The organism is Paraburkholderia sp. BL18I3N2, from assembly GCF_003001875.1.
In the GTDB taxonomy this organism is placed as follows: Bacteria; Pseudomonadota; Gammaproteobacteria; order Burkholderiales; family Burkholderiaceae; genus Paraburkholderia; species Paraburkholderia phytofirmans.
The window spans coordinates 1,208,826-1,225,675 of the sequence record NZ_PVNC01000001.1 but is presented as its reverse complement, the minus strand read 5'-3'; the positions used below and the strand labels follow the sequence as shown (position 1 = coordinate 1,225,675).

Annotated in this window: 16 protein-coding genes and 1 pseudogene; 8 read left to right on the top strand and 9 right to left on the bottom strand. The window is 60.4% G+C overall.

Annotation, left to right across the window (positions count from 1 at the left end; all coding sequences use genetic code 11):
- Positions 1–96: 96 nt before the first annotated feature.
- The 3 genes from B0G75_RS05585 to B0G75_RS05575 all read right to left on the bottom strand — a co-directional run bounded on the left by B0G75_RS05585 (position 97) and on the right by B0G75_RS05575 (position 2,558).
- Positions 97–744 carry an NADPH-dependent FMN reductase gene (locus B0G75_RS05585; protein ID WP_258194227.1) on the bottom strand — a complete coding sequence of 216 codons (648 nt, stop codon included), beginning with the start codon at positions 742–744 and terminating at the stop codon, positions 97–99.
- A gap of 31 nt (positions 745–775) precedes the next feature.
- Entirely contained in the window at positions 776–1,465 is a 690-nt protein-coding gene (locus B0G75_RS05580; protein WP_106301946.1) for a nitroreductase, read from the bottom strand.
- 121 nt (positions 1,466–1,586) lie between these two features.
- Positions 1,587–2,558: a LysR family transcriptional regulator gene (locus B0G75_RS05575; protein ID WP_106301530.1), complete on the bottom strand. Its 972-nt coding sequence runs from the start codon at positions 2,556–2,558 to the stop codon at positions 1,587–1,589.
- Here B0G75_RS05575 and B0G75_RS05570 point away from each other — a divergent pair.
- On the top strand, positions 2,557–3,060 hold the full coding sequence (locus B0G75_RS05570; protein WP_106301527.1) for a hypothetical protein: 504 nt from the start codon (positions 2,557–2,559) through the stop codon (positions 3,058–3,060). The genes B0G75_RS05575 and B0G75_RS05570 overlap by 2 nt on opposite strands.
- Before the next feature lie 150 nt (positions 3,061–3,210).
- Here the strand turns inward: B0G75_RS05570 and B0G75_RS41180 are convergent, their stop codons facing one another.
- Positions 3,211–3,492: a hypothetical protein gene (locus tag B0G75_RS41180; protein ID WP_106301524.1), complete on the bottom strand. Its 282-nt coding sequence runs from the start codon at positions 3,490–3,492 to the stop codon at positions 3,211–3,213.
- Positions 3,493–4,108: 616 nt separating this feature from the next.
- On the opposite strand from B0G75_RS41180, the gene B0G75_RS05560 reads away from it, so the two are divergent.
- On the top strand, positions 4,109–5,281 hold the full coding sequence (locus B0G75_RS05560) for a porin (RefSeq protein WP_106301521.1): 1,173 nt from the start codon (positions 4,109–4,111) through the stop codon (positions 5,279–5,281).
- Between the two features lie 474 nt (positions 5,282–5,755).
- Here the strand turns inward: B0G75_RS05560 and B0G75_RS05555 are convergent, their stop codons facing one another.
- Positions 5,756–7,489, bottom strand: coding sequence for an FAD-dependent oxidoreductase (locus B0G75_RS05555; RefSeq protein ID WP_106301518.1), 1,734 nt, complete (start codon positions 7,487–7,489; stop codon positions 5,756–5,758).
- A gap of 214 nt (positions 7,490–7,703) precedes the next feature.
- The gene (locus B0G75_RS05550; protein WP_106301515.1) at positions 7,704–8,006 is read right to left on the bottom strand and encodes a DUF4148 domain-containing protein; all 303 of its coding nucleotides are present in this window, start codon (positions 8,004–8,006) and stop codon (positions 7,704–7,706) included.
- A 138-nt stretch (positions 8,007–8,144) separates the two neighbouring features.
- On the opposite strand from B0G75_RS05550, the gene B0G75_RS05545 reads away from it, so the two are divergent.
- A complete protein-coding gene (locus tag B0G75_RS05545; RefSeq protein ID WP_106301511.1) occupies positions 8,145–8,567 on the top strand; it encodes a VOC family protein in 423 nt (140 codons plus the stop codon).
- 25 nt (positions 8,568–8,592) lie between these two features.
- On the opposite strand, the gene B0G75_RS05540 is transcribed toward B0G75_RS05545, so the two are convergent.
- Complete coding sequence (locus tag B0G75_RS05540) at positions 8,593–9,114, bottom strand: heme-binding protein (protein ID WP_258194226.1); 522 nt, start codon at positions 9,112–9,114, stop codon at positions 8,593–8,595.
- A 339-nt stretch (positions 9,115–9,453) separates the two neighbouring features.
- Between B0G75_RS05540 and B0G75_RS05535 the strand changes: the two genes are divergently transcribed.
- Entirely contained in the window at positions 9,454–10,461 is a 1,008-nt protein-coding gene (locus B0G75_RS05535) for a TIGR03571 family LLM class oxidoreductase (RefSeq protein WP_106301506.1), read from the top strand.
- Positions 10,462–10,521: 60 nt separating this feature from the next.
- A pseudogene (locus B0G75_RS05530) lies at positions 10,522–10,686 on the top strand (cupin domain-containing protein); the annotation flags it as partial.
- A gap of 360 nt (positions 10,687–11,046) precedes the next feature.
- Here B0G75_RS05530 and B0G75_RS05525 read toward each other — a convergent pair.
- Together B0G75_RS05525 and B0G75_RS05520 are read right to left on the bottom strand one after the other, a co-directional pair.
- Positions 11,047–11,601, bottom strand: a complete 555-nt coding sequence (locus B0G75_RS05525) for a carbonic anhydrase (RefSeq protein ID WP_106301503.1) — start codon at positions 11,599–11,601, stop codon at positions 11,047–11,049.
- Positions 11,602–11,689: 88 nt separating this feature from the next.
- Positions 11,690–12,676, bottom strand: coding sequence for a nitrilase-related carbon-nitrogen hydrolase (locus B0G75_RS05520; protein ID WP_106301500.1), 987 nt, complete (start codon positions 12,674–12,676; stop codon positions 11,690–11,692).
- Positions 12,677–12,890: 214 nt separating this feature from the next.
- Between B0G75_RS05520 and B0G75_RS05515 the strand changes: the two genes are divergently transcribed.
- The 3 genes from B0G75_RS05515 (at position 12,891) to B0G75_RS05505 (ending at position 16,789) form a co-directional block, all read left to right on the top strand.
- Positions 12,891–13,847 carry a GlxA family transcriptional regulator gene (locus tag B0G75_RS05515; protein WP_106301497.1) on the top strand — a complete coding sequence of 319 codons (957 nt, stop codon included), beginning with the start codon at positions 12,891–12,893 and terminating at the stop codon, positions 13,845–13,847.
- A gap of 270 nt (positions 13,848–14,117) precedes the next feature.
- Positions 14,118–15,794: a 3-(methylthio)propionyl-CoA ligase gene (locus tag B0G75_RS05510; RefSeq protein ID WP_106301943.1), complete on the top strand. Its 1,677-nt coding sequence runs from the start codon at positions 14,118–14,120 to the stop codon at positions 15,792–15,794.
- Between the two features lie 71 nt (positions 15,795–15,865).
- Positions 15,866–16,789 (top strand): phosphorylase, encoded by a 924-nt coding sequence (locus B0G75_RS05505; protein ID WP_106301494.1) that lies wholly within the window; start codon positions 15,866–15,868, stop codon positions 16,787–16,789.
- Positions 16,790–16,850 lie beyond the last annotated feature (61 nt).

The window sequence follows — 16,850 nt, the reverse complement described above, 5'->3', positions numbered from 1 at the left end:
TGCGTTGTGTCGACACCGGTTCCTCTTCAGTCCGGGAGCCGGAGCGCCAGACCGACGTCACTGCGGGCGCGCTGAGTCGCGCCCGCGCGCCGACAATCAGTTGCCGGCCAGTTGCTTCGTCACGCCGACGAGACCAAGACCGACACGTCGCACTTCGGCATCCGCCTTCTCATCGATCAGCCGGCCATTTTCGCCGAATGCCTGATGGGCAGAACCCAGCGAGAACCCTTGAGGAATCAGGATCGCGCCCAGCTTCTCAAGAACACCGCGCAATCCGAGCATCGCTCGAATACCGCCCATCGGCCCCGGCGATGCTGAAACAACCGCGGCCACCTTACCCGCGAATAGCGAGAGGCCAGAGCTTCCCGATGCGGTCGGCCTGCTGACCCAGTCCAGCATGTTCTTGAGCGCAGCGGTGTAACCACCGTTATGCTCGGGCGAAGCGACCAACAGCGCATCATGTCCGGCAAACAATTCCTGCAGTGCTCGCACTCGCTCAGGAACACCATGCGCACTTTCAACATCAACGTCATAGATCGGCAGGGGAAAGTCGGCGAGTGAGATAAACGTGACTTCTGCGCCATCTGATTGCGCCGCAGAAGCAGCGATTTCCAGCAGCTTTTGATTAAGGGACTCACGGCGGGGACTCCCGCAGAAGGCAAGGATCTTTACTGTCATATTTGGAAAGGTAGATGCGCGCACCGCAATTGCGGTGTGCGCGGGTTCTGAATTGAGAACGGCCAATTAGGCGATCGGGGAACAACCGCCGTCGGCGCTATGCCTCTTCGTCGAAGCCGACAAACGTGGCAAATTTTTCGACCGCCTCGCGTGGAATAGCGAGTCTGTTGACCGCCGAATCCTGGTCTGCGTAACCGAGCGACATACCGCACACCACGTCAAAGCCCGGCTCGAGTAAGAGATGTTCCGCGATGATCGTCTGATACCGCGCGAACGATACTTGCGGGCACGTATCGAGGCCGCGTGCACGGGCCGCGAGCATGACCGTCTGCAGAAAGAGACCATAATCGAGCCAACTGTGCTTCTTTAGTCTCGCGTCGATCGTGAAGATCAGGCCGACAGGTGCTCCAAAAAACCCGAAGTTCCGGCCTGTCGCGCGGGCTCGGCCAGCGACGTCCGCCTTGTCGATACCAAGGGCACCGTAATATCGCGCGCCGAACTCCTCCTGCATCGGGCGATAAGCTTCCGGCATCGGATCTGGAACATGCTGTAGCGGCGGATGCAAATCCGCGACATGGGCGCGCACAAGGGCCTCACTCAGCGACTCCTTGCTTCGTCCGCGCAGCACGTGTACCCGCCACGGCTGCATGTTCGAGTTGCTTGGCGCTGCGCGAGCGACATCGAGAATCTCAACGATGTCTTTCTGTGAGACCGCATCGGGACGAAAAACGCGAACGGCTTTCCGTGACCGGATAACCGAATCGACGACTTGAGCGTCCGAATGCATTTGATGGCCGGTCTCCACGGCCTTGGGGATATCTATCTGCATAGTGTCCCCATGATGGCACAGCCAGAACATCGAGCGCGGTGAAAAACCTGCAAGATGATCTTGAAGAAAACGGGATCGGCTAGCTTCGAACCTGCCTGCCGATGTCGATTATCTGCGCCCGCAGCCACTGTAACGCCGGGTCGTGGGCGTTTCGCGCATGCCACACCGCTCTGACCGCGGACTCCGGCGGCGGGTACGGCGTTGCCCGCGTTTTCAGTTCGCCGTAACGCTCGAACTCGCGCCCCAACGGGGAAGGTACGACGGCGAACATCTCGCTGTTACGCAGCAACGCAGGGATAGCCAGCGAATGAGCGACCGCGACCCGCAGCCGCGGACGCGCGAGTCCCTCTGGAAAAGCATCCTCCAACGCCTGCCGATCGAACATTTCCGACTGCCGCGCCAAGCCCCGTTCAACGATAAAACCGCCCACCGCCCCCTCTTCCGCGCCACCTAGTGAGATGGCCACGAGTGGATAGTTCAACAGATCATCATGAGTAACGGCCCGGTCGCCGATGGGATGATCCTGACGCATCACCAGCACATCTCTCTGCTGCCACACCATCATCGACTGAAAGCGCGGGGGCACTTCCGCAAAGATCCCAATGGCGATGTCGATCCGGCCGATGTCGATCTGCCCGGCGAGATCCAGTCGCGTGGAAGGCCGTATGACGAGGTTCACCATCGGCGCTTCCGCGGCGAGTCTCTGACTGAGACGGCCGAGAAGAAGCATCGTGATGTAGTCGTTCGCCGCGACGACAAACTCGCGCTCGGCAACGTCGGGGCGGAACGGCTCGTCGCCCAGCGCCACCTGAATCTGGTGGAGTGCGTTGCGCAACGGGGCTGCCATTGCGACTGCCCGCGCCGTTGGCTCCATTCCTTTCGAGGTCCGGACGAACAGGTCATCTTCCAGTGCGTCCCGCAACCGCCCCAGCGCGTGACTCACGGCGGACTGGCTGAGATTCAACCGCTTTCCGGCAAGGACCAGATTGCGGTCCTCGAACACTGCGTCGAATACTCGCAGGAGATTAAGGTCGATCCGGCCGAGGTTCATGTTTTCTAACGGGTTGGCGTGGCGGTCGGATTATTTTACTCGCGCCGACTCGTGGTTCGAAATCGGCACGATCGACGCAATCGACGGCCTCAACAATATTCGGCCGACGCTCGGTCTGAGCGGTCTGCCACAGTACGACACGTCCGTATTGTCGTCGGTCAATATGCAGTTCGATGTGACGGGCGATGGCCGAGCGCAGTCTGGGGTTCGGGCGCCCAACGCGACCGGGCCATCACAAGTTATCTCGCGCAGTTCGACAATGCTTCACGCGACGCTGGACCAGTCGTCCAATCAGTCGGTACGGCAATCCGAATATGTGAGAGGTGTGTTGCTGTCGGATGTCACCACGCCAACGAACATGTCGAATTTGAAAGATCTGCTGGCGTTGCTGAACCTTTGTTTGACGATAACGAGGCCGCACGGAACAGCAGTGCATGGCAACAGACGCTTTCGGGGCATACACGGGACCGTTTTACTAAAAGGCGAGCGCAAACTGAAATAGCCCGCGGTAGCTCGCATGATGATGCGTCGCCGCTCCGCGCGCGTTTATCGAGTGTTTGTTTCTCCTGACGTCGAGGCCTGCTGCTCTATTAGCCTCGCGGCGAGAGTTCGGTCGCAGAGCGCTGCATGAACGCGCCCCGCGACCGGGTTATCAATTGCCTCGATACATCACGCCGTCACTGTCCACCGGGGCACGCGTGCCAGACTGCGATCTGACCGATTCGTTACCGCCGACGCCGCTACCGTTTTCACCAACCGTGCTTCCTGGGCTACTTTCCGCGGCCAACGTCTGGGCGCTTAGACTACGTTGCGCTGCCGACTTGCCGACGTCGGGGCGATAGAAGGGTGCGGGTCCGTAACCGCTCGCGAAAGCGGGAGCAGCCAACCAGGCAGAGCTTGCAACTAACAAAGCGACGATAAACTTCGACTTCATAAGCACTCCAATAACTTTGTTGAATACCCGAATGCACCCGCTCGGGGTCCATTTTCGGCGCGCTATTCAACGTTGACGGAAGAAATAAACGGCCTGTCGCGCGCTGACAGGAAGGCTCAAACGAACAACGCACTTCCAATTGAATGTGAGCAATCTTTCCGACGCCGCGGCGAAAGCATGAAACCGGTCGTTGTTGCGCCCGCCGCTACTGATGCATGGGTTATGCCAAGCCGGATGCGCTTACGCTCTCACCGCCCCTAACCACCTGAAAATAAAAAGGCTTTGATTTCAACCACAAAGATGTTCGGTGAAAGCGTGAGCGACGATGTCTGACTGTATCGAACGCTTTTTCGGGGCTTTGTATGCGGTAATCCAACAAGACAGAATGTGTCGTCGAGCAGCGCGCACAATCCGCATTGGCTATGAAACAGCCGCAGAATTTCTACCGGATGTTTTTGTGTACAGGCAGACGCCTTCGATTTGATCTCAGTGTGAAATCCGCACATGAAAAGTGTCAGAATTTCGCGACAGACTTTCGTTTTTGCTTCGGTATCCCAAGGTGTGGAGTTACGCTCAGCTTCGCAACAGCACACTAATCGTCTGCGTGGAGAAATCGATGAAACGAATCGCTCTATCTACCGTCTCGCTTGCACTGCTCGGTGCAACCGGCGCAGTACATGCACAAAGCAGCGTTACCCTCTACGGCGTCATCGATGAAGCGTTCCAGTTCGTGCACAACGCCAATCCGGAGGGCAAGAACCTGTACCAACTGGCCGGCGGCAACCTGCAGGGCAACCGCTGGGGCTTAAAGGGTACGGAAGATCTCGGTGGCGGTCTGAAGGCGATCTTCCAGTTGGAAAACGGCTTTGACATCAACAACGGCCAACTGAATCAGGGCGGCCGCATGTTCGGCCGTCAGGCGTACGTCGGCCTGGCGCATCAAGCTTACGGTACCGTGACGCTTGGCCGTCAATATGACCCGCTCGTCGACCTGGTTCAGCCGCTAACGGCTGACAACTACTTCGGCAGCACATTCACGACTCCGGGCGACGTCGACAACAACGACAACAGTTCGCGCACGAATAGCGCGGTCAAGTACACCTCGCCGACGTGGTCGGGCTTCCAGTTCGAAGGCATGTATGCATTCGGCGGCGTAGCGGGCCAGACGGGTTCGCAGCAAACGTGGTCCGGTGCGGCAACTTACGCAACGGGTCCGTTCAGCGTAGCGGCAGGCTACATCCGCATGAACAACGCCAACTCGAGCGTAATACGGCCGAACAACTCCTTCACGAGTACCTCTGACGGCACGATCGATTCGATCGTCAACGGCGCATACGCGACGGCAAAGTCGATCGGCATCGCTTCGGTTGCCGTGCAATTCGTCACCGGCCCGTTCACGGCGAGCGTGCGTTATAGCAATGCGCAATACAAACCTGACGGCGCGTCGACGTTCGTCTCCACCGAGCGCTACAACGTAGCCGGCGGCTATTTGGGCTACCAGGTGACACCGGCCGCATTGCTAGGTCTCGGCTATACCTACACGCACGGCTCGGGCGACACGTCCGCATCGTATAACCAGGTTTCGCTGGGCGGAGACTACAACCTGTCGAAGCGCACGGACCTTTACCTGGTCGGTGCCTGGCAGCGCGCGAGCGGCACGCAGCGCAATCCGCGCAGTTCGCCGCCGCAGCAGCTACAACCTGCGGTTGCGTCGGTGGCTGACTACGGCTTCACGGGAGACTCGCGCACGCAGGAAATCGTCAGCCTCGGCATTCGTCACAAGTTCTAATCAGAGCTTGTTGTATAGCTGAAGCAAGGACGCTGTCGGAGTGCGGGTATTGCTGTGTTGCTCCGCGCGTCATGGGATCTTGCAGGTCTGGAGTACTGCTGGAAAGCCTGGTTTTGCGTGACGTCTGCCCGGTGTCGTGCCATCGCCGGGCAACGTCGTCGCAAGCCATGGGAATGCGGCATGATCATTGGCAAAACGTTGCGGCAACGCTTCCTTGAGAAACTCGACCGATGTCCTGAGGAACCCATAGCATCGGTCCGTGCGAGTTAAACCACCCGATCTCCCGAGTTCGCCTGCTGCATAGGGGTATTGCCTGCCGCACGCTCGCGGCAGTCATGACGACAGGTAAGCACTTCGTGCTGTCACTGCGGTTCTTTTCGACTGCGGTCATTTACCTGGTGGTGAATCAGCGAGTCATAAGCGACACCGTAATAGATGGTCGTGCCGCAAATAAAGACTGCGCCGGGAATAGAGTCACCCCACGCCCGCCAGAAAACCATGAATCTGCCCCACCACGGCCGCGCCCTCCCCCACCGCCGACGCGACACGCTTGGTCGATCCTGAACGCACGTCGCCGATCGCAAAGATACCCTTGACGCTCGTCTGCAGTGGCATCGAATGGACGCCCGCTTCCCCAAGATCGGTGCCCGTCAAGACGAACCCTTTGCTGTCGAGCGACACACTGCATGTCTTGAGCCATTCCGTATTCGGTTCCGCACCGATGAATACGAACAGATGATGTGCCGTCATGCTTCCTTCAATGCCGCCGGCACCGCGGTAATACACGCGATCGAGGCGTGACGCTCCTTCAAGCGCGGTTAATTCGATATGCGTATGAAGCGTCACGTTCGGCAGCGATGCGACACGCTCGGTCAGATAGTGCGACATGCTGTGCGCGAGGCTCGCGCCGCGAATGAACATATGCACATGCTCCGCGTGTGAAGCCAGAAACACCGCCGCCTGCCCCGCGGAATTGCCGCCACCGAGCAGCAACACCGGCTCCTTGCGGCACAGTCTCGCCTCGATCGGTGTAGCCCAGTAATAGACGCCACAGCGTTCGAAGCGCGGCAGGTCCTCGACGACAGGCCGCCGATACTCCGCACCGCTGGCAATGACCACAGTGCGCGTCGTGATGCGGCTGCCATCGGCAAGCTCCAGGACTGGCGGCTGCTTGTGGCAATACAACGCCTTGACCTCACACGGAATGCCGATATGCGCGCCGAACTTCTGCGCCTGGACGAACGCGCGGCCCGCAAGCGCTTGCCCGGTGATGCCGGTGGGAAAGCCCAGATAGTTTTCGATGCGCGCGCTCGTACCGGCCTGGCCGCCAGGTGCGCGACAGTCGAGCGCCGCCACCGACAGTCCCTCGGATGCGGCGTAGACTGCCGCGGCAAGTCCTGCGGGACCTGCGCCGACGATCGCCACATCGTAGACATGCGTCGGATCGAACTCGGGAATCAGCCCGAGGCACGATGCGAGATGCCCCTCGTCGGGATTTCTCAACACAGTACCGTTCGGACAAACGACAAGCGGGAAGTCATTGGGCTGCGGCGTCAGGCGTTCGAGCAGCGCAATGGCTTCGGCGTCCTGCTCCGCATCGAGCGTCATGTTCGGAAAGGCATTACGGCGCAGGAAATTCTGCAAAGCGAGGAGTTGTGGGTGATTGGACGAGCCCACAAGAATGACCCCCTGGCCGCGCTCGATCACGAGGACACGCCGCAGAATCAGTGCGCGCATGATCTTTTCGCCGAGATCGGCTTCACTGATCATCATGGCGCTGAGTTCGTCGGGCCGCACCAACACCGCTTCGACATCTTCGACCACATGCGCGTCGACAACCGCGGGCTTGCTCGAGAGCTGGGTGACATCCGAGGTGAACTCGCCGCGCTGCGTATAGGTGTGAATGGTCCGTTCGTGGCCGAGGCCGTCACGGCCGACTATCCGGACTTTGCCTGACAGCAGAACGAACATGCCGGGGCAGAGACTTCCCGCGCGGTAGAGCAATTCGCCTTTGACGTAGCGGGACAAGCTGCCGAAGCGGCGCACCCGGTCGACTTCGGCATCGGTGAGAACCGGAAACATCTGCTGGTAACGCGGATGATCGCGCACCGCAGGGTCATCGGCGAGCGCGCCGTCGTCGATACGGCTTTCATCCGCGGGCGGCAGTGGAGCAGGCGTATCGCCTTGCGGCCCTGACTCGTTGCTCATCGCGGCCCCTCCTTCAACGCGTCGTTGGCAGCGCCGTCGCGTGGCCGACGGCCTACGCGACTGCAATGAAAAGAGTAATCGAGTTATAGCCGCCAACCAAGATTTCCTCTATTCGTTCTTTGGGTCCGCGCCGGACTTTACCGATGCGCGCCGGCGTAAACAAGGACGGCGGGCCGCTACGCCCGCGGCCTGGTTAAGAAAGACTATTGGACGCTCAGCGGCTATACATTGCATTCCAGTCCGCAGCCGACACGCCGCCGCCTGATTGTGACGTGCCCGATGCGCCGCCGTAGTTGCTCGTCGATGCAGCGCGCGCCGCCACCTTCGCTTCGGCGGCCTGGATTGCATCAGGATAGCGCGTCGTATCGCCGTCACCGACGTGATAACCCACGCTCTCCAGTTGCACGAGTTCTGCACGGACCTGCGCACGTGTTGTGTGTTCGGTCGACTGAGCGAACGACGCAACGGGAATCACAAGCGCGCTGGCAATAAGGACTCCACGGATAATTGATTTCATGGCAAACACCTCGATAAAGGTTGGACCTGCCTGCAACAAACTCACTTGTCTGAAGCTGTGAATGAAGTCTATTCTTCAACGTTGTCATCCACATTGCTTTTCTGCGGTAGCATCACCACCACAACCCGGAGGCTCGAAATGACTGCGAAACCGCTGACACTTGGCATCGATCACATCGGCTTGACCGTTCGCGATCTGCATCTCACTCGCGACTTTTTCATCAATTGTTTGGGATGGACGCAAGTTGGCGAGAAGCCAGACTATCCAGCTGCGTTCGTATCCGACGGACAGGTAGTGCTGACGCTGTGGGAAGTCCAGAATCAAGCGGGCCGCGTGGAATTCGACCGCAAAACGAACGTGGGCCTGCACCACCTCGCGCTGCGCGTCGGCAGTGAAGCCGCGCTCGACGACGTGTTCTCGAAAGTGTCCAAATGGCCCGGCGTCGAGGTTCAATTTGCACCAGAAACCTTGGGTGCCGGCCCGAAGCGGCACACGATGATTTTCGAACCGGGCGGCATCCGGCTCGAGTTCGACTTCGATCCGCGAGTCGCGGCTGCCTGAGCGCGCGCCGTTACCGGAAGCGCACTCAGTGCGGCAGGCGGTCCGCAATTTTCGCTACGCCCGCCGCCGCGCACACTTCGTCCTTGTCGCCGCCGGGTGCGCCACCGATACCGAGCGCGCCCACCATCTCTCCATTCACCTTGAACGCAACCGCGCCCGGCAACGCCATGACGTTGTGCACGGTGGCGAGTTGCGGTGCGTATGGACTCGTCTTCATCAATTCGAAAAATCCGCTCGACCGGTCGAAGCCGAATTCCGGCCCCAGTGTCACAACCGTAAAGGCTTTACGCATGCTCGATTCGGCGGTGTGGACCGTGCTCCTGTCTCCGCGCAATATCACCTGCGGCACGCCATCCATATCGAGCACCGTAGCGGTCACCCAGTAATGCTTCGTTTCGCACACGCGAATCGCTTCTTTCGCCGCGTCGAGCGCGACGTCGAGCGGCAAGGTGTAGTGGTAGCCGGACGGCTGCGGTTCTTGCGCCTGACTCGCCGGCGACATGAGCGACGCAATGCACAGCGACGCGGTCAGACTAAAACGTTTCATGATTACACCGTGCGGCGCCGCCATGGCGCCGTTTGAACAGATCGTTAAAGGGCAGTAGTGCGCACATAAAGTCTCGGCCCATGTCGACTGTTAAGACCGGCTTGCGGTCCAAGCGAACTATAGGAGTCGCGGCGGCTATTTGGCACGGCCTGTCGTTGAACAACAGTTTTTCCCCGACGGAATAAATGCTTTCGGGAATGTATCGGTTGGTTTTCGTACGCCACGCGTTGCCAATATCGGCGGACTTTCTTGACTCCGTGTATCAAGTGTTGTTTGTACGACTGCGTTCTTCCCAGACCAGAAAGTGCGTAACCTCGTGCCACGCTCTGAGGAAACGCCATGGATATGTCCGTCACGCTTGCCCCCACCCACGCAACCGCGAGCACGATTCGACTCGAATCGCATCCGGGGTACAACCGCGTATTCCGGTCGCGCGAACTCACTGTGGGGCTGATTCTGCCGTTGGAAACGCACCCCGGCATGCCGTACCCCACAATGCGCGACCACATATCGATGGCGCAGCGCGCCGAGAGCCTGGGCGTGGCAGCATTATGGGCACGCGACATTCCATTCTTCGATCCCGCTTATGGCGACGCCGGGCAGATTTTCGAGCCGCTGATCTATATCGCGCAACTCGCTGCCGCAACGCGCAGCATCACACTCGGCACGACGGGCATCGTGCTGCCGATGCGCGAACCGCTGCTGTTGGCGAAACAGGTCAATTCGCTCGATCAACTGACGGACGGACGCGTAGTGATCGGCATGTCGAGCGGCGACCGGCCGTCGGAATACCCCGTCTTCGGCATTGACTTCGAAACACGCGGCGAACGGTTCAGAGACGCCTACGGGGTTTACCGGAATGTCAGCGAACGCGCGTTCCCGCAGTTCGCCTCGGCGCGCTTCGGACAGTCGCCCGGTGGGCTGGATATGCTTCCCAAGCCACCGTATGGCCGAACGCCCGCAATTGCCGTCGGCCGTTCACAGCAGACCTTGCAGTGGATCGCCGAGAACATGGATGGTTATCTCGGGTTCGTTCCGGATCCATCCGGGTTGCGCAGCTTCGCAGAAGAATGGCGAAGCCTCACACAATCCGCCGCCGACACGGCCGCATTCAAACCACTGGCCTTTGGTGGATTCCTTTATTTGCATCCCAAGCCCGATCATCCATTTACACGGATTCGCGGCGGGTTCGCCATAGGCAGCCGCGCGTTGAGGGACTTCCTCGAGCAGGCGCGAGACGCCGGCGTCAATCACGTCGCGCTCAACCCTCGGGTCACGCCGCGTCCGTATGTCGAAATACTCGATGAACTCGGCTCGATCGTACTACCCGCTTTCCCTCCTCAATGAAGGCAGTAAGCCGATGCCCATGCCTTCGTACAAAGCGGCTGCCATTGCATGGGGCGCAGCCCGCCGGGTCACGAGCATTGGCACGGCGCATCCGCCACGACCTCGATGACCCATATTGGCGTTCAGGAAGCGCTGGACGGTGTAAGCGTCGTCTGGATGGAGAAGGTGATTGACGCGGAATATCAGGTCGGGCCTACTGGCGGCGAGTATGGCCACGATCATTGATAGTGCGGCGCAGTAAGGGCAATCTTCTAAACGCCCGAACTGGCCACGGGCTGCCGGGCGTTACTCCGGCTGCTATGTCCGCATCACTGTGTCGGGCGATTTTCCGACCATACGCTGGCGAGTGACGCGCACCTTCACACCTGCGATGCAGGCGCCCGTGGTTGTTCATTGTGCGCTCATAGGCGCCAGCATGGCAGGGACGCGGACCGCAAGCCGGCTCCGGGCAGCGACCGGGCCAATGGCACGCAGCAGAAGTATCGGTCGGCCAAGGCTCGTTTCATCTATCGGACTCATGCTTGCCCCTTCGCGCTGAGTGAAGAGTCAGTCGCGTCGACGCGCATCGCCCAGCGGCGAGCCGCGCTACTCGCCGTCACCGGGCGGCAGACTCCCGCAAGGCGCCGGCGGGACGACGCTCTCGATCCGGCCGGTCTTGACGTCATAGACCAGACCCGACACGATCAATCCGTCCGGGAGTTCCCTGTTTGCCTTAAGTGCCGCGACATCGAGGGCCACCGCCTCGTAGGGCTCCGTAATAGCGAGCTTGTCGAGCTCGGCCGTCTCGACACCCAGATGCCTCGCGAGCAATCCAGGTGCGTGCTTATGGCAGCCGATGATCCCGCAATCCGTATGCTGTAGCAGGACGAGATTGCGCGCACCATCCGGGCGGCCCGCCGCTTTCGCGACGACGGCGAGGACCGCCAGCGTCTCGAGCAACGATCGGTTGACGCGGCCACCGACGTTACGGATTACCGCCGCTTCACCTTGTTTCAACCCCAGCACGCTCGCGGGATCGACCCGGGGATCAACGCAGCCGACGACAATCGTTCCCGTCGACGGCATCATCTTGAGATCCGGTGCGAACCCCGTATTGGCGAAGTCGGCATTGCGCTCCAGCATGACATCATTGAAGTCCATTTTTGCTCCAGTGTATCGATGGGCAAAATTGCCCGGTGAATTCCATAGGCGAGATGACGACGACCGTATTGCCCGATACGACACGCCTTCAGGCGAGTACTTCGAGATCCCTCACTGCCTCTTCACCTGGCGCGCGTAGCGTTCGCTCCAGCACGTGTGTTTTCGGCGTGCGGTCGATCACCAGCCCAAGGACGTCCGGACGGCTGTAATGACCGCGCGAGTCCATCATGCGTTTGCGCTTGTCGATCTGCCAGAAATCCAGGTCCGCAATGATCTCGCCCTCTCCTTCGCGCAGCGGCTGGCCGCCCATGTACTCACCCTCGGGCGAAACAATCGCAGTGAAACAGCCGCTGGAAATCGGGCCAACCTGGCTGGTATTTGTATCGTGCAGAATCTGCTGTTGCTGCTCGGGGGTCAGCCACGCAGTCGCGTTGACAACGAAGGCTCCAGCCTCCAGCGCGTGCTGCCGGATATTGACGGAGATCTGCTCCGAGAACAGGTCGCCCGCGAACGAGCCCGGGTACATCGCCGAATGGATTTCCTCGCCGTCCGCCATCAGCGCATAGCGCGCAAGCGGGTTGTAGTGCTCCCAGCAGGCCAGCTGACCGACCCGGCCCACGGCGGTATCGATTGCGCGCAAGCCTGAGCCGTCGCCCATTCCCCAGACCATTCGCTCGTGATAAGTCGGCGAGAGCTTGCGGCGACGCTGCACCAGCGTGCCGTCGGCATCGAACAGAAGCTGGGTGTTGTAGATCGTGCCGCCGTCGCGTTCGTTGACGCCGATCGACACCACCATGCCGGCCTGGCGCGCCGCCTCGCCAATCGCACGGGTGGTCTCCGACGGCACAGTGACTGCCTGATCGAGCAGCTTGTAATGCTCGGCTCCCATGGCGAACGGCGATTCGATGAACGAGAAGTACGGGTAATAGGGCACGACAGTTTCAGGGAAGGTCGCGAACTGAACGCCCTGCTTGCCGAGCTCCAGAATTTTCCTGACGACCTTGTCGACCGTGCCTTCCCGACTGTAGAGGACGGGCGCGATCTGGACGGCTGCGGCACGGATGATTTTCGACATGACGGTGATCCTTTCGTTGACTGTGAGGCGGCTGAGAGAAGTGCTTGTACCTTAACGCCTCGGGCCATTACGATGGATGTCGTTGTTGCCACCTTTCATGACATCTGTGATTCGAGCACGGCAAACCCACTACTCGAGCTCATTGGCCCGACATCCGGGAATGCGACTCGAACAGCACGTATTCACTTTTCTATTGCAGACGGCAGGAACAGATATGCATCGGATCGGCTTTATCGTGCCGCCAAGATTTCAGCTAATGAGCCTCGCGGCCCTGACGGTGTTCGAGCTTGCGAACATGCCCCCAACAGGCCGCTGCTACGACGTCCACTTGCTGTCCGAACATGGCGGTCCCGTCGAATCATCGGGTGGCATGACATTGCAAACCGAGGCATTCGGCGATCCAGGATTCGACACGGTTATCGTGGGCTCGATCACCGAAATGAAAATGCCGTCGTCCAGTGCAACGATGATTGCGTTCGTGAAAGAAGCAGCCAAAGTCTCGCGACGGATAACCTCCATCTGCAGCGGCGCATTCGTTCTTGCCGAGGCCGGGCTTCTGGATGGCCGGCGCGCGACAATGCATTGGGTACATGCAGCTGAATTCAGGGCGCGCTTTCCGAACGTCATAACGGAAGAAGATCGGATCTTCGTCAACGACGGTCCAATCTGGACTTCAGCGGGAATGACGGCCGGCATCGACCTTGCGCTGGCGCTGCTCGATAACGACCTTGGTCCCGATACCGCGAAAATGGTCGCCAGACTTCTCGTCATGAATCAGCGTCGACTAGGCGGGCAGAAGCAGCATTCCGCGCTGCTCGACATGACGCCGAAGTCCGATCGGATCGAAGCGGTGCTGGCACATATTCGCCGAAATCTGCGCAATTCGCTGACCGTCGAGGAGCTTGCGGATGTGGCCAACCTCAGCCCCCGTCAGTTCAGCCGCGCCTTTGTGGCCGAGACCGGTCAGTCGCCGGCCAAGGCGGTGGAACAGCTTCGGCTGGAAGCAGCCCGATTCATGATCGAGCAGGGCCGGCACACCATTAACGTGGTGGCGCAGGAAACGGGCTTTGCGGACCGCGAACGCATGCGCCGCGCGTTCGTCCGAACGTTCGGCGTGCCCGCCGATTTCCTGCGCAGGAGCGCTCGGCGGGAAGCGGTCGCCGGCGGCTGAAATCTGCCAGACCGTATTATCGGTATCGTTAATTAGCCAACTGAGGGACCTCTTCGCGGCAGGCGTCATCGAAGCCGGCTAATATTCCCGTTAGCATTCCATTAGCCATTTGCAACAGGTCTGGGGCTAGCCTATCTTGAATCACTGAACGAGATTGGCCACGTGGTTTCGGTCAAAGGCCAATCGAAGCATCAGCCGGTCAATTCGAGCACGGATAGCCAGCCTTCGCATGCCAAAGCGAAGCGTCGACGACAGCAGGGAGACGCGGCCATGACGACACCGCTGCATGGTCAGATGATGGACGTGCCGCTGATGGTTTCTTCGTTGCTGGCGCATGCGTCGCGCCACTTCCGCACGACGCAGATCGTGTCGAAGCGCGTCGAGGGCGACGTGCATCGCTACACGTATCGCGACTGCGAGCGGCGCGCGAAGCAGCTCGCGCAGGCGCTGATCGCGCTTGGCGTCGAAGCGGGCGACCGGATCGGCACGCTCGCATGGAACGGCTACCGGCATCTGGAAACGTACTACGGCACGACGGGCTTCGGCGCCGTGTGCCACACGATCAATCCGCGGCTTTTTCCCGACCAGATCGCCTATATCGTCAATCACGCCGACGATAGCTACGTACTGTTCGACATCACGTTCGCGCCGCTCGTCGATATACTCGCGCCGCAATGTCCGAACGTGTCTGGCTGGATTGCGATGACAGACGCGGCGCATATGCCGCGCATGTCGACGGAAGTATCGTGCTACGAAGCGTTGCTGATGGCGAAGGACGGTGACTTCGACTGGCCGCTCATCGACGAGCGAAGCGCGGCGAATCTTTGCTACACGTCGGGCACGACGGGCAATCCGAAAGGCGCGCTGTATTCCCATCGCTCCACCGTACTGCATGCGTTAGGCGCATCGCTACCCGATGCGATGGGCCTGTCCGCGCGCGATTCCGTGCTGCCCGTCGTGCCGATGTTCCATGTGAACGCGTGGGGCATTCCGCATTCAGCGCCGTTGACCGGCGCGAAGCTGGTGTTCCCCGGCAAGGACCTCGACGGCAAGTCGCTCTACGAGTTGATGGAAGCCGAACGCGTCACGTGTTCGGCGGGTGTGCCGACCGTGTGGCTCGGGCTGCTCAACTACGTGCGCGAAGCGGGCGTGCGGTTCTCGTCGCTGGAGCGCACCATAATCGGCGGCTCGGCGTGCCCGCCCGCGATGCTCAGAATGTTCAAGGACGACTATGGCGTGGAGGCCATCCACGGCTGGGGCATGACCGAGATGTCGCCGCTTGGGACGCTTGCAAGACTCAACTGGGAGCAGACGCAGCGCTCGCCCGACGAGCAGCGCAGGCTGCTCGATAAGCAGGGACATGTGGTCTATGGCGTCGACATGAAGATCGTCGGCGACGGCGGGCGCGAATTGCCGTGGGACGGCGTTGCGTTCGGCGATCTGCATGTGCGCGGGCCGTGGGTGATCGACCGCTACTTCCGCCACGATGCATCGCCGCTCGTCGACGGCTGGTTTCCGACCGGTGACGTGGCCACGATCGATCGCGACGGCTTCATGCGCATCACCGATCGCAGCAAGGACCTGATCAAGTCCGGCTGCGAGTGGATCAGTTCCATCGACATCGAGAACGTAGCGGTCGCGCATCCCGCAGTGGCGGAAGCGGCGTGCATTGCCTGCGCGCATCCCTTGTGGGCGGAGCGGCCGCTGCTGGTGGTCGTCAAGCGTCCCGATACCGACGTCACCCAGGACGAGTTGCGCGGATTCTACGAAGGCAAGGTAGCCAGGTGGTGGATTCCTGACGACGTCGTTTTCGTCGACGAGTTGCCGCACACCGCAACCGGAAAACTGCATAAGCTGAAGCTGCGCGAGCAGTTCCGCGATTACATATTGCCGACGGCACGCGAAGCTCAGAACTGTCCCCTGACCGATCGGCTGACGCGCGATTAGTACGCGCCTGGAAGTTGCGGTAAAGCGGTGCACTGGCTGACCCAATCACGAATCAATCTCCGCAACGAACCATGCAAAATCGCCGCCTTCAACCTGGAACCCTGTGGCCCGCCATGCTGCGCCAGGCGGAACACGCGCTGCGTTGCGGCGCGCTGCAACGGATCGAGACCTCCCAGACAGTGCTCGAAAGCGACGGCATCCGCTTTGTCGTGCGGCAGGTCTCGAGCCTGATCCGCAAGGAGCAGCAGCGCCGGCAAACGCAACAGCGTCATGATGAGGAGCGCCCATCGGCGAATCCATTCCTGCCCTACGAGCCGGATCTCTTCGTCGCGGATATCTCCGACACGCATCTTGCTTTGCTCAACAAGTTCAATGTCATCGACAATCATCTGCTGATCGTTACCCGTAACTTCCAATCGCAAAACGCGCTCCTCAACCTGGCCGACTTCGAGTCGCTGATTGTCTGCATGGCTGAATTCGACGGCATCGGTTTTTACAATGCAGGCGCTGCCGCGGGCGCGAGTCAGGCGCACAAGCATCTGCAAATCGTGCCAGTGCCGCTGGGCGTTTCTGAAACGCCGGTTCCCATCGAGCCCATTCTGGCAACTACGCTCCTCGATGGTCTGGCGCAAAACGTACCAGGCTTGCCATTCCGGCACGCGTTTGCGCGCCTCGAGCCCGGCGCCGCGATCTCCGTGGATGCGGCGCAGTCGCTCCTCTCCTGTTATCGCGCACTGCTCGAAGCCGCCGGCGTCCAGCCGGTCGAGGTCGACGGCGAACTTCATCAATCGGCGCCGTACAACCTGCTCGTTACACGTCGATGGATGCTGCTCGTGCCGAGATCGCAAGAGCGTGTCGAGGGCGTGTCGATCAACGCACTGGGATTCGCCGGATCGCTCTTCGTGCGTGACGCGGCGCAGATGAAAGCGATCGAGCGGCTTGGGCCGATGGCCGCGCTGCAGCGGGTCGCGCTGCCCGCTAGCGCTTTGCGATAGTGCGTACACGCCAGGTCCGCACCTCGCAGAAGGCGATCGGCAACAGCAGTCAGAAACGCAC

Excerpts from the sequence above, each read along its gene's own strand:
- B0G75_RS05580 (WP_106301946.1), bottom strand. The coding sequence starts at position 1,465 with ATGCATTCGGACGCTCAAGTCGTCGATTCGGTTATCCGGTCACGGAAA.
- B0G75_RS05570 (WP_106301527.1), top strand. The coding sequence starts at position 2,557 with ATGTTTTCTAACGGGTTGGCGTGGCGGTCGGATTATTTTACTCGCGCC.
- B0G75_RS05575 (WP_106301530.1), bottom strand. The coding sequence starts at position 2,558 with ATGAACCTCGGCCGGATCGACCTTAATCTCCTGCGAGTATTCGACGCA.
- B0G75_RS41180 (WP_106301524.1), bottom strand. The coding sequence starts at position 3,492 with ATGAAGTCGAAGTTTATCGTCGCTTTGTTAGTTGCAAGCTCTGCCTGG.
- B0G75_RS05560 (WP_106301521.1), top strand. The coding sequence starts at position 4,109 with ATGAAACGAATCGCTCTATCTACCGTCTCGCTTGCACTGCTCGGTGCA.
- B0G75_RS05555 (WP_106301518.1), bottom strand. The coding sequence starts at position 7,489 with ATGAGCAACGAGTCAGGGCCGCAAGGCGATACGCCTGCTCCACTGCCG.
- B0G75_RS05550 (WP_106301515.1), bottom strand. The coding sequence starts at position 8,006 with ATGAAATCAATTATCCGTGGAGTCCTTATTGCCAGCGCGCTTGTGATT.
- B0G75_RS05545 (WP_106301511.1), top strand. The coding sequence starts at position 8,145 with ATGACTGCGAAACCGCTGACACTTGGCATCGATCACATCGGCTTGACC.
- B0G75_RS05540 (WP_258194226.1), bottom strand. The coding sequence starts at position 9,114 with ATGAAACGTTTTAGTCTGACCGCGTCGCTGTGCATTGCGTCGCTCATG.
- B0G75_RS05535 (WP_106301506.1), top strand. The coding sequence starts at position 9,454 with ATGGATATGTCCGTCACGCTTGCCCCCACCCACGCAACCGCGAGCACG.
- B0G75_RS05525 (WP_106301503.1), bottom strand. The coding sequence starts at position 11,601 with ATGGACTTCAATGATGTCATGCTGGAGCGCAATGCCGACTTCGCCAAT.
- B0G75_RS05520 (WP_106301500.1), bottom strand. The coding sequence starts at position 12,676 with ATGTCGAAAATCATCCGTGCCGCAGCCGTCCAGATCGCGCCCGTCCTC.
- B0G75_RS05515 (WP_106301497.1), top strand. The coding sequence starts at position 12,891 with ATGCATCGGATCGGCTTTATCGTGCCGCCAAGATTTCAGCTAATGAGC.
- B0G75_RS05510 (WP_106301943.1), top strand. The coding sequence starts at position 14,118 with ATGACGACACCGCTGCATGGTCAGATGATGGACGTGCCGCTGATGGTT.
- B0G75_RS05505 (WP_106301494.1), top strand. The coding sequence starts at position 15,866 with ATGCAAAATCGCCGCCTTCAACCTGGAACCCTGTGGCCCGCCATGCTG.